Origin of the sequence: Pseudomonas sp. NFACC24-1 (assembly GCF_900115235.1) — a bacterium.
Classification (GTDB): Bacteria; Pseudomonadota; Gammaproteobacteria; order Pseudomonadales; family Pseudomonadaceae; genus Aquipseudomonas; species Aquipseudomonas fluorescens_AA.
On the sequence record NZ_FOVS01000064.1, the window covers coordinates 1 to 11,509 of the forward strand.

Consider the following 11,509-nt stretch of genomic DNA (forward strand, 5'->3'; position numbering starts at 1 on the left):
CTGCCGGAGGCGGCGGTGAAGGAAAGCAAGGATCGGGTGCGCAGCGCGATCATCAACTCGGGGCTGAATTTTCCGGCGCGGCGCATCACCCTGAACCTGGCGTCGGCGGACCTGCCAAAAGACGGCGGCCGCTTCGACCTGGCCATCGCCTTGGGGATCCTGTCGGCCAGCGTGCAGGTGCCGACCCTGACGCTGGACGACGTGGAATGCCTCGGTGAACTGGCCTTGTCCGGCGCGGTGCGTCCGGTGCGTGGCGTGTTGCCCGCGGCGCTGGCGGCGCGCAAGGCCGGGCGCATGCTGGTGGTGCCACGGGCCGAGAGCGAGGCCCTGGAGGTTGCGGCCATCCAGTCGGTGGCCAGTTGCGTGCCGTTGAGCCACTGGCCGCAACGTCCGTTTCGCCAGCCGCACCATTCGGCTTCCGGTCCGGCGCTGGTGGGTGGCGGGTGTAGGATACTGAATTAAATGCGACATTTCGGAAATTGATGCGACAACCAGCAAGCCATTTTGGCTGCTTAAGAAACCTCTCATATCCTTCAAACATCTTTACCTGCGGCCTTATCCTTCGAAGAGCTGAGCGCTAGTGAAGATTTGACGCTTGAGCCCCCGCGTTGTGCCTGTTGTAGCGGCAGAAGCGGGACCATAAGTGGCGTTCTAGGCAGAGTGATTCACAGGGATTGTTTAACATGCGATAACGTTCAGATCATAAATCCTGAACCTGTTTCCTGTGGCGCCACGCTTGACCCGGCTCATGAAAAAGACATCCATTAATTCTCATTTAATTACTTAATTCAATGAGTTATGAATGCATTTCTCGAAGGGCCTAATGTCAGTTATCGATATGCCGCAGCCCCCTAATGTCGTGACAGCGAGTTTTCACTCACTAAAAAGCTTGCTATAAATGGCGAAGTTCCAATAAAGACGTATGGAAATGTTGCCGATCGGAAGGGTTCAAAAGGATCGCTCATTAAGGTAAGGGAGTGCAGGGATGCAGGTTTTTTCGCGTGATGAAGCAGGTATGCCTGAGCTGATGGCTGAAGTGGGTCGTATTGCTCTGGATTTTCTGGCAGACGCTCGCGATGCAAATGTAGTGAATACCCAAACCCACAACAGGGCGATTCAATCCGAGATGCCTGAGCAGGGGATTGGCGGTTTGGCCGCCCTGGAAATGTATTGGGAAAACTATGGCGCATCACACACACGCAGCACAGGCCCACGATATTTCGGTTTTGTCACTGGCGGCACCACGCCCGCAGCGTTGGCAGGTGATTGGCTGGTTTCCGTGTTGGACCAGAACGTTGCGACTGAACGCCATTCCGTAGCGGCGTTCATCGAAGCCCAAACGCTGAGCTTCCTGGCCGACATGCTCAGACTCCCGTCCGACGCTTTCCACGGCGTACTGACAACAGGCGCCACCGCAGCGAATCTTGTTGGCCTGGCCACCGCCCGCGAGTGGTGTGGGGAACACAACAACGTCAGCATCGCCCAAGATGGCCTTCAGGCCGCCTTCCCAGTAATGGTTTTCTGCGCCTCGCCCCACTCAAGCATTGTCAAGGATCTGGGGCTTCTCGGTATAGGTCAGCGTAACTTTATCAAGGTAAATTGCCTGCCTCATCGCGAAGTCTTTGATCTAGACGCGCTGGAACAATCGCTAGCCACTTGCACATCGCCATGTCGAATTGTGGTGGCCAGTGCGGGCACCGTTAACAGTGGCGATTTTGATGACCTGGTTTCACTGGCAACGTTATGCAAAAAATACCGTGCATGGTTGCATGTCGATGCCGCGTTCGGTGCCTTCGCGAGATGCTCAAGCCAGTATGCGCATCTGGTAGAAGGCTTGGAGCTAGCAGACTCTATAACTGCCGACGCGCATAAATGGCTTAACGTTCCATATGATTGCGGTATCGCTTTTACCCGCCATGTGACGCTTCATGAACGAGCCTTTTCAGCTGATGCCCCTTACGTTCCCCTGGAAGGGCAATTACCGGCTTACATGAACCGCGGTGTTGAACAGTCTCGACGCTATCGGGCGCTACCGTTGTGGATGACATTGATGGCCTATGGCAAGGCCGGATACAGGGAATTGATCGAACGCCATTGCGGTTATGCCCAGCGTATTGCTTCATGGGTTGATGAAAGCCCCTGCTTTCAACTTCTATGTGAAGTCAGATTGAATCTCCTAGTCTTTCGTTATTTCAAAGACGGTTGCACTCCCAACACGCTGGCCGAACTCAATCGACAGGTGCTGAGCAATCTCAACAGCAGCGGCGAACTGTATATCACCCCAACAACATACAAGGGTGAATATGCGTTGCGTTTATCCATCAGTAATTGGATGACCCAAGAGGAAGACATCAATCGGGTGACCGCCGCGTTACAACGCGCCGCCGATTAATTGCCCGACTGACCTACCCCACTTTCGATTCCACAAGGAAAGAAGCCAATGTCTTCACAAGCGTCCGCGAGCCACGCTACTGGCAACGGGCTGTTCGGCCTGTTTTGCCTGGGCAGCTATTTACTCTCCCTGTCGTATGGCACTACATTCTTATTGGCAATGAAGCTCAGGGAAAGTGGTGGCAGCGAGTCCGACGCCGGGACGATTATCTCGGTTGCCATGCTCAGTACATTCCTGGCAGTCATCTTCTCAGGCCACTTGACCGATCTGATCGGCGCGCCCAAAGCCATCGCAGCGGGCGCCGTGTTATTGGCAGCGGCGTGCCTGGGCTTCGCAACCGTGCCTGCGTTCGGAGTGGCCCTGTTGACCAGCGGCTTGATCCTGGGGTTTGGATGGGGCGTGTTCTACACCCTTGGACCGATCATTGTGGCGATGATCATAGAGCCTGCCCGGCGTGTGAAGTATTTTGCCTTGCTGTCAGGCAGCATGATGAGCGGCATAGGCACCGGCCCTTTGGTTGGGCGTGCCGCCGAGGCACTGGGCCATTCCGTGGAGTCGGCGTTTGTGGTGGCCGCCATCGCCAGTCTGGTAGGAGGGCTGGTGTTTTTCCTGCTCGGGCCGCACATCAAGCAGCAACAAGCGCGACTGGGGCCGGTGACAGTGTGCAAAATCAGCGCCCGTGCCGCCCAGGCAGTGCTGGGTTCCAAGGCGGTCTTTGCCATCATCATGGTCGGCCTCGGCGGTGCGATCTTCGGCGGCCTTTCCAGTTTCCAGACCTCCTATGCCGCCCTCAACCACCTCGACTATTCGCTATTCTTCCTGGGCTTCATGAGCGCGGCGATCTCCTGTCGCCTGTTGGTCGCAGGCTATATCGTCAAACGCGATCCCTACGTGATGTCCAGCCTATTAAGTGCGCTGATGGTGGTTTCGGTATTGATGCTCACCTTCTTCGTACACTCGTCGGCGGCGTATTTGCTGGCCGCCATTGTGCTCGGCGTAGGTTATGGGCTGACTTACTCTGTGATAAACGGACTGGCAGCCAATGAAGCCCCCGCCGGTCAGACCGCGCAATCGTTAGTTCTATTCAGTCTTTCCTACTTTGTCGGCGTGTTCGGGTTTCCGTTGTTGGCCGGTAAAGTCATCGTCAGCCAAGGCATGTCGACGTTGCTCTATATCATCTTGGTGGTCGCCTTGTGCAACTGGTCGATCACGTTGGCGCGTCTTGTATGGCGACGAACAATGCTCGGCGCGACGGCGTAACGGCCATCGTCAACGCTGACTAAGTATTGCCGCACCTCGAAGACGGGGCTGGCCATTAACTTTCCGCCTTGCAATCAGAACTACCGCGAGTAGCAGGAATAATAAAAAAACGCTCACTTGTCTAGCGCGGCACATGTCGCGCTCCCCATAGCAATGCACCTCAACGTTCTCCAGCATGGATGTGAATGAACATGTCTACCTTGATGAGTTCGCCTGCTCTTGCCTATGAAACCGTCGGCGACGGTGTCGAATCGCGCAATGCCGCCTGGAGTTTTGGCGGCACCACGCCGCAGCACTTTGATTCACATGTATCGAAGTCTGTGCCCCGATATAAGGATGGACATGAAATCGTGCTGTCACTCAGCGACTTCTTTGTGAAGAGCGACAGTACCTGTTACGAGCTGGGCAGCTCTACCGGCACCCTGACGCGTCGATTGGCACTCCGTCACGGTGTTTCAACGAAGTGGGTAGGCATCGATGTGGAAGATGCGATGACCTGCCAGGCGAACACGCTGTTGAGCGCCTCCCCCCTGCCCAATGTCAGTTTTGTCACGGATGACATACTCACGTTTGATTACCAAAAAAGCGATTTGATCGTTGCTTATTACACCGTGCAGTTCGTGCATCCGCGCATTCGGCAGGCCCTGTTTGATCGAATCTACGAGTCATTGAATTGGGGCGGGGCGTTCATCATGTTCGAAAAAGTACGCGGCCCGGATGCGCGCTTCCAGGACATTCTCAGCAGTCTTTACGTCGACTACAAACGCGACCAGGGCTATAGCGCCGATGAAATACTGGCAAAAACCAGAAGCCTCAAAGGTGTGCTTGAGCCCTTCTCCACCGCCGGAAATATCGACTTGTTAAACCGTGCAGGCTTCCAGGACATCACCACGGTATTCAAGCACATCTGTTTTGAAGGTTTTTTCTGCATCAAGTGACCAGGACGTCATCGTGAGCACATCCCTAAAACAGCAATACTTACAACGCCTGCAGATGCCCGACGCGTACCGCGTGCACAAGATGGACTGCGAACTGTGCGACTCCACACAACACGCCGTGCTATTGCACAGCGTTCGCGGACCTGGCGAGCAGGCAATCGACTTGCCGGTACTGGGTTGCCAGGAGTGCGGGCATATTTTCCAGCAATACCGCTTTGAGGAAGCGTTCTATAACGCTTACTACGACAAGTTTTATCGCCTGAGCCTGTTCGGCAATTCGGAACCTGAGCGCGCTTTTTTTCTTGATCAGGTACGCCGCGGGGAACACCTGTATCGGTACCTCAAAGAGGTGCTACCCGCCACCGGCAAACTGCTCGACGTCGGTTGTTCCGCTGGCGGGTTGATGATTCCGTTTGCCAAACAGGGCTGGTCGGTCAGAGGCAATGATCCGGACCGGGCATATGTAGAATACGGCAAGAAGATCGGTCTGCAGATCGATCTGGTGGCTGCTGAACATATGAACCCCAGTGGCGACTACGACCTGATCATCATCAATGGATCACTGGAGCATGTGCATGACGTCAACCAGGTCATGCAATTGTGTCGACAAGCCAGTGCGGACGATGGGTTGTTGTTGATTGAGGGCCGCGCCCTGGGCTATGGCCTTGAACAGGGCTTCCTCACCCATAACCATCGGCGCTACCTGAGCGCCAGCAGTATCGAATACCTGATGTGTAAACATGGCTGGGAACCGATTCGCACCACCCATGAGCCCGTCTGCGGCCCAACCCGCCCAGGGGCTGTTTTTGTACTGGGACGCGCCAGTCATCGACGCAGCGACAAGCGCCTGGCAGACGTCAAGGCCCAGGGCCGCCAAGCGCTGGAACACACCTACCGGCCGCAGCTGCACGCGTGGTGGGCTCAGCCATGAGCAGCTCTGCCATGGCGACCAGCAAGGTTGCAGCGCCAGCCCATGCCTGCTTGAGAGATGACCTGGTCGTGACGCCGCCGACAGACGATAGCGCGGTGCAACGCTACCATCTCTATGACCCCACCTCGGACCTCGGTTTTGAGCTGGGCAAGGCCGAGTACTGCCTCGCATTGCTCTTCGATGGCCAAAGCAGCCACACAGAGATCATGGCCGCAGCCCTCGCACGCCACCGAATGAAGGTCAGCCTCGAGAAGCTGATGCAGTTTGAGCGCAAGTTGCTCAGCCTGAATCTGCTGAGCAGCGAGCACGCCGCTCACAAGAACAACCTGCGCGACCCGGCCACTGGGATCACCTATGGCCCGCTGAAAGAACACTTGCTGATCAACCTGGTAAAAACCAATCCGCAGCCGTTGCTCGATTACCTTTATCGCTGGGCGCCCTGGTGCTGTCGTACGAGCTTCAACGTGTCGCTGCTGGTGTTGGCACTAGCGAGCTTCATTTATCTGGGCATGCACTTCGACGCGTTCCTGGCTGACGTTGGCGCTACCTATGTGCACAGTTACCGTTGGCTGATCTGGCACTTCCCGGTCATCGTCACATCCATTGCGCTGCACGAGCTTGGTCATGCCATGGCATGTCGACACTATGGGGTCAAAGTCAACGACTTCGGGATTGGCATCTACGTGCTACTGGCCACCGGCTGGGTACGGCCGGTGCAAAAAGAGTGGTCGCAACTGCCCCTCAATCAACGAGTTGTCACCATTCTGGCGGGCCCCATGGTCAGCCTGATGTACGCCGGTGCCGGGATCGCCCTGTGGGCGCTGTACCGGGATGCCCAAGGCGCGTTCGCGTCGCTGTTCGTGGTGATGGTCGTAGCGTCGTTCATTTCCCTGATACCGACCCTCCTACCGATTTTCAATGGCGATACCTATCTGGCAATTATCGAATTCCTGGAGCAGCCACGCCTGCGCCAACGAGCCTTCAATTATGTACGGCGCTCGCGCCGCGCCGCTCAAGAGCCGGTCTCCCCGCAGTTGCGCCGGCTCTACTGGAGCACCTTTGTGTTGACCTGCCTGGGATGGGTCATCGCCTGGTGCTTCACCGCCTTCACTGTAATCCGCCTGTTCAACCACCCCTGAGGAAAGTGCCATGACTCAATCGCCAACCACCCCGACCGCCGAAAACGAACCCCACGTCGACAACATGACCGTTCCCGCTACCGAAGCTAACGAAGAAGCATTGTTTGAGGAGTTCGACCTGGATGACATCGAAGTCATCGAGAGCAAGGTTTTCGCCTGACGGTTCCAGACCTTCCCCGGCGTGCTGCCGGGGAGGCCCCCATCTTTCGCCTGACTGGGCAACCCATGACTCAATTCGTTAAGCCCGACCCGATTGGCGTGGGCATTCAGTACAACCCTGAAATCCTTGATTGGTTTCCCTTCGAGGACATTGAAGTCGATGTTCTGGAAATCCTGCTCGACAACATCATGGCGCCCATGGATGGTCCGCAGATCATCAAGCCGGCGGCCAGAGCGATGATGGAGCGGCTGGCCGAGAATTTCACGTTGCTGGCGCACTCCAATTACGGTTGCGATTTTGGTTTCAGCCCCTTGGAGCAAACTGCTGCGGTGCAGCGCCATGTGCCCCTGGCGAAGATGTTGAACAGCCCCTGGGTCGCCAATCATTGTTTTTATGGCGACAATTCATGGCTGGATATCTGGAGCAGCCCCCTGCAGTTTTCCAATGCCGAAGTGTTGCGCTGTGCAGAGCGGGCCAAGGCGCTGCAAATGCGCTACGGGATGCCGCTGGCCCATGAAAACGCCGCCTATTACCTGCAATGCCCTGGCGCGGAAATGCGCGAAGCCGAGTTCCTCGCGCGGCTGGTGCAGCAGTCCGGCACGTTTCTGCATCTTGACCTGCACAACATTTACACTAACCACCTGAACCTCAAGAATTTCGACCTGCGCGACTACCTGGATACCTTACCGCTGGACAAGGTGATCTCGGTGCACCTGGCCGGAGGCAGTTGGCATGACGGGCTTTATCACGACTGGCATGACGCCAGCGTGCCTGAGCCTGTCTGGGACCTCTACGAAGAACTGATGTCACGGGCCCAACCCTCGGCGATCATCCTTGAGTATCAAGGGCAGGCCCACCATGCGCTCACCCGGGTAATGGATGCCAATGACGAACACATGATCGTCACCGACGTGCGGCGCGCGCAGAAAATCTGGAATCATTACACCCAACCGGCACGGGAGCTGGCGCATGGATGCTGAGCAGGTCTGGAAGCTTTGGCGACGTCTGCTGCGCGATGAAACCTTGCAGCAGCATTTATTCCAGGCGCAGGGGGCTACGCAATGGCTGCAACACTTCCCTGAGGATGAACGAACGATTCTGCAAGCCTATGCCGGACAGTTCGACCGCGTGAAGTGGTTCGTCGAAAACTACCAGTTCCGCCTGGTCAACTCCTTTACAAATGCGCTGGAGACCGGCGCCCCGTTGACCCTGCGCGCGCTGATCAACATCGGGCTGGATTTACCCACTCTGTCCCGAACGTTTTTGCGTGAACAGGACTGGTTCGACTTTGGACCAATGGTTTATGGCTACTGCGATGCGGTACTGGGATTTTTACTGGAACGCCAGGAACTGGCCGATTACCCAGAGATCCGGGACCTGATCGGGCTTGAACGCGAATGCGTTCATCTGTACACCGGGTTGATGGACGTCGCCGCCCCGGTACCCGGCCATTATCAACGCACCGCCCAAGCCCGCCTCCACCATAGTTGTTTTGCGCTCTCACACTGGCTGCGCGACAAGAGCCAGCTGGGACGCGGGCCCCTGGAACAGACCTGTGAGCATATCCTGGTGTATTTGCCCAACCTTGAGGCCCGCCACAAATTCACGCTCATCAGCCCACGCGCGGCCAGCCTTTACGCCGACCTGAAACAACCACGGTTGCTCGCGGATTTGGCACTGCAAGCGCCACAAAACGGCGATGATCTCGCGGTGCTTGGCAAGCTGCACAAACTCAACGCAATAAGGATACCGGCCTGAATCATGGAAAGTTCACACTACTTCTGGCTGCGCTCAACCGGTTTTCCCATTCATCACCTGACCGCGTTGGGAGGGTTTTCCGAGCTGCCTGCGTGCGGTGCCTTTGAACAGCGTTTTCGCGCGCTGCAAGGGGTGAAGGCCACCCTGCTTGAAGCGGCCAATGCCCACTCCCCCCAAGCCTGTCGCAAGCTGATTCGCAAACTCAACGAAGGCCTGTCGCTGCAAGTCGCCGACCTGCCGCAAGCCTTACGCGATCCCTTGAGCGCTGCCGTACACGACTGGAATGGCTTACTGGAACAGACCGCCACACGCACAGAGGCAGACCAGCAATACCAGGTTTATCTGGAACGCATCCGTCAAGGATTGATCGACTTTCTGGATGACGACGCGGTTGCCGAGGCCCTGTTCATTTCCAACCCGGCCGCATTGACGCGCGCGCGTGAACTGATCCGCGACCGGTTCGCTAAAAACGATACGCGCAAGAAACAGAAGCTGCGACTGGGCTGGAGCTATGCCCAACGTTTCTGCGCCAAAAACGACACCTCAAGCTTTTTTGGCCCGCTGGCCTGGGGTCGATTCGATCCGCAACAGACGGAGAACATGCATGTCACCTACGGCGATGCATGGATCAAGGACCGCAGTACGTTTTTCGAAAACTGGGCAGTTCAGCGACTGGTCGAGCAAATCAACCAGCAATGCCCGGACCCTGACTGCATACCATTGCAACTCAACGCGGGTTGCTACCTGCAAGCACGCACCTTGTTCATGCCTATTGGCAAAAAGCAGCACTTGAGCCCGGTAACCGCGCAGGTATTGGCCTACATCAACGACCCGGAAGAGGGCATGCCGACGCTCCGGGGCTTGTTGAAGGCCTGTGTCGATACCCCGGCCGACACCCTGCGCGACCTGCTGGAACACCTGGTCAGCAAACGCATCGTGCGGCGTGGCTGGCAAATGTCGCCGCGCGAACGCAAGCCGATAGAGCGGATGCAGCGCTGGCTGGACGATGCCGCAGCATCTGAAACGTTCAGCCAAACCTGGCAACTGCTCCTGGAGAGGCTCGAAAGCGCACGCCGAGACTATGCAAAAGGCAACCTTGAACGCCGCACACAATGCTTAGATACATTGAACCAACTGCTCGTTGAAGCCGGCGTGGACCTCAGTCGGGAAACCGGTGCAATGTATGTTGGTCGGTACCCAGTATACGAAGACTGTTCGAGAAATATGAATATAAGCCTAGGACAGGACATGCTTAAGCAGATAAATGAAGACCTGGCACCATTGATGCTTATCCATCAATGGCTGATCAAGGCCATCGCGCATCGGCTTAACCAGGCGTTCATAGAAGTGTGGAAGCAGCGTCAGAACGCCTACACGGACATACCCGTGGATTTTCTCGACTTTCTCAACGCACTGGCTCCTCTATTGCCGACAATTGAAGAGCGAATTGTCATCGACCTTGATCAGCGCCTGGAAAAGGCCTGGGAAGAACAACTGGAGGGGCTCGCGGATAACATTGATGTGCGCCTTTCGGTTACAGACATCGAGCGCCTGATAAGCCGGCTGAATGTCGAGCTGGACGTCACCCATTTCGAGGTATTTGGCAGTGACTACCACTCGCCGGACTTTCTGCTATCCAGCCCGTCGGTGGAAGCCATCAACCGAGGCGATTACACCATCATCGTGGGCGAAGTACACCCGGCGGTCCATACTCTCTGCCAGCCCGTCGCTGCGCCATTCGGGCCGTTTAATATCCAGGTGAACCAAGAGGTAGAAGCGATTTTTCAGCGTCCGCGGCTGATCCTGGCGGACTCGCCGGAAAGCTACCAACGCTCGCATATCGATTGGCCACTGCAACCTTCATATCGGCAACTGGTACTACCCTCCGGCGGGGGCTGCGTGGCCACGCATCAACAGTTCGCCGCCGGACGGGCAAAAGTGATGTACGCCCATGGGCGTTTGCAGGTAGTCGATGCCCTGGGCCAATTCAGCGAAGACCTGCTCTGCGTCTACCCAACTCCCATGCATCGTCTCGGTTTTGCCCTAGCCGGAAGTGTTGTTGCCAAACACGACAAGCGCCGTATCTGGCTAGGGCGCGCCCTCTATAAACGGGCTTCCTGGTTGTTCTCAAGCGATCAACTGCCGCAGGTAAAAACCTCTATCGACGATCTAAATCATATTTTGCAATGGCGCGCCTGGGCAGTTGCTCAGGGGTTGCCGCGCTATGCGTTCATCAAGATCGACTCCGAGCCCAAACCCATATTCCTTGACTTTGATAACCCATTGTCGTTGGACGGCATCAGCAATGCCCTGCAAAGTGCCAACCAAGTGAAGTTTTCGGAAATGCGCCCTTGCCCTGAAGAGCTTTGGCTTGAGCAAGCGCAGGGTCGATTTTGTTGTGAAATACGGACAACGTTTTTCCAGCCAGCTTGAATTCGAAGTTACCCAGTTCGAGTAGAGGCGTATTCCGATTCGTTCCGGCTGACTGTTGATCTAGGTTCTATACGAAATCCCGAGAAACCCAATTTCCGCCCCTCAAACGCTGAGATTTTGTAGAGTCCTCCGCCATCGACGGAAATGAATTCTGTGATGGCAAAGCGTTACGAACTCTCGGATGAGGCCTGGGGTGTGGTCTCCGACCTCTTCATCGAAACTCATGGCCGAGGGCGGCCGCGCCTGAGCGACCGCCTGATGCTCGATGGTGTGCTCTGGGTGCTCTGCTCAGGTGCTGCGTGGCGAGACATGCCGGAGCGCTTCGGCCCATGGTCAACGGTGTATCAACGGTTTCGCGGCTGGCGAAATCAGGGAACATTCGATCAGATGCTCAAACGCTTACACCTGAGATTGAATGAGCAAGGCTTGATCGATCTGCAAACCTGGATGATCGACTCAACCGCAGTACGCGCAACCCGAGCCTCATCTGGCGCTCGG

The 11,509-nt window shown here is 56.4% G+C and carries 10 protein-coding genes and 1 pseudogene; all 11 read left to right on the plus strand.

Translation table 11 applies throughout. The annotated features are described in order from the left end of the window. Nucleotides 1–450 (plus strand): annotated as a pseudogene (locus tag BM317_RS29190) (magnesium chelatase domain-containing protein); the annotation flags it as partial. A 535-nt stretch (nucleotides 451–985) separates the two neighbouring features. Continuing rightward, nucleotides 986–2,392 (plus strand): pyridoxal phosphate-dependent decarboxylase family protein, encoded by a 1,407-nt coding sequence (locus tag BM317_RS29195; protein ID WP_092176897.1) that lies wholly within the window; start codon nucleotides 986–988, stop codon nucleotides 2,390–2,392. A 48-nt stretch (nucleotides 2,393–2,440) separates the two neighbouring features. After that, nucleotides 2,441–3,652, plus strand: a complete 1,212-nt coding sequence (locus tag BM317_RS29200) for an MFS transporter (RefSeq protein ID WP_092176894.1) — start codon at nucleotides 2,441–2,443, stop codon at nucleotides 3,650–3,652. Nucleotides 3,653–3,843: 191 nt separating this feature from the next. Continuing rightward, a complete protein-coding gene (locus BM317_RS29205; RefSeq protein WP_256574291.1) occupies nucleotides 3,844–4,590 on the plus strand; it encodes a methyltransferase domain-containing protein in 747 nt (248 codons plus the stop codon). Nucleotides 4,591–4,603: 13 nt separating this feature from the next. Next, on the plus strand, nucleotides 4,604–5,521 hold the full coding sequence (locus tag BM317_RS29210; protein WP_256574293.1) for a class I SAM-dependent methyltransferase: 918 nt from the start codon (nucleotides 4,604–4,606) through the stop codon (nucleotides 5,519–5,521). Next, nucleotides 5,518–6,660, plus strand: coding sequence for a M50 family metallopeptidase (locus BM317_RS29215; RefSeq protein ID WP_092477164.1), 1,143 nt, complete (start codon nucleotides 5,518–5,520; stop codon nucleotides 6,658–6,660). The genes BM317_RS29210 and BM317_RS29215 overlap by 4 nt, the downstream gene beginning before the upstream one ends. Nucleotides 6,661–6,670: 10 nt before the next feature. After that, nucleotides 6,671–6,820 carry a 3-thiaglutamate biosynthesis pearlin carrier peptide TglA gene (locus BM317_RS30820; protein ID WP_170842400.1) on the plus strand — a complete coding sequence of 50 codons (150 nt, stop codon included), beginning with the start codon at nucleotides 6,671–6,673 and terminating at the stop codon, nucleotides 6,818–6,820. Between the two features lie 65 nt (nucleotides 6,821–6,885). Next, on the plus strand, nucleotides 6,886–7,800 hold the full coding sequence (locus BM317_RS29220; protein ID WP_092176888.1) for an MbnB/TglH/ChrH family RiPP precursor modification enzyme: 915 nt from the start codon (nucleotides 6,886–6,888) through the stop codon (nucleotides 7,798–7,800). Further along, on the plus strand, nucleotides 7,790–8,578 hold the full coding sequence (locus BM317_RS29225) for a hypothetical protein (RefSeq protein WP_092477165.1): 789 nt from the start codon (nucleotides 7,790–7,792) through the stop codon (nucleotides 8,576–8,578). Before BM317_RS29220 ends, BM317_RS29225 begins: the two co-directional genes overlap by 11 nt. A gap of 3 nt (nucleotides 8,579–8,581) precedes the next feature. Further along, nucleotides 8,582–11,011 carry a lantibiotic dehydratase gene (locus tag BM317_RS29230; RefSeq protein WP_092477167.1) on the plus strand — a complete coding sequence of 810 codons (2,430 nt, stop codon included), beginning with the start codon at nucleotides 8,582–8,584 and terminating at the stop codon, nucleotides 11,009–11,011. A 156-nt stretch (nucleotides 11,012–11,167) separates the two neighbouring features. After that, on the plus strand, nucleotides 11,168–11,509 hold a 342-nt coding region (locus BM317_RS29235; protein ID WP_139236094.1), incomplete at its 3' end, for an IS5 family transposase.

Coding starts and splice junctions, on each gene's coding strand:
- BM317_RS29195 (WP_092176897.1), top strand. CDS start 986: ATGCAGGTTTTTTCGCGTGATGAAGCAGGTATGCCTGAGCTGATGGCT.
- BM317_RS29225 (WP_092477165.1), top strand. CDS start 7,790: ATGGATGCTGAGCAGGTCTGGAAGCTTTGGCGACGTCTGCTGCGCGAT.
- BM317_RS29205 (WP_256574291.1), top strand. CDS start 3,844: ATGTCTACCTTGATGAGTTCGCCTGCTCTTGCCTATGAAACCGTCGGC.
- BM317_RS29230 (WP_092477167.1), top strand. CDS start 8,582: ATGGAAAGTTCACACTACTTCTGGCTGCGCTCAACCGGTTTTCCCATT.
- BM317_RS29220 (WP_092176888.1), top strand. CDS start 6,886: ATGACTCAATTCGTTAAGCCCGACCCGATTGGCGTGGGCATTCAGTAC.
- BM317_RS30820 (WP_170842400.1), top strand. CDS start 6,671: ATGACTCAATCGCCAACCACCCCGACCGCCGAAAACGAACCCCACGTC.
- BM317_RS29200 (WP_092176894.1), top strand. CDS start 2,441: ATGTCTTCACAAGCGTCCGCGAGCCACGCTACTGGCAACGGGCTGTTC.
- BM317_RS29215 (WP_092477164.1), top strand. CDS start 5,518: ATGAGCAGCTCTGCCATGGCGACCAGCAAGGTTGCAGCGCCAGCCCAT.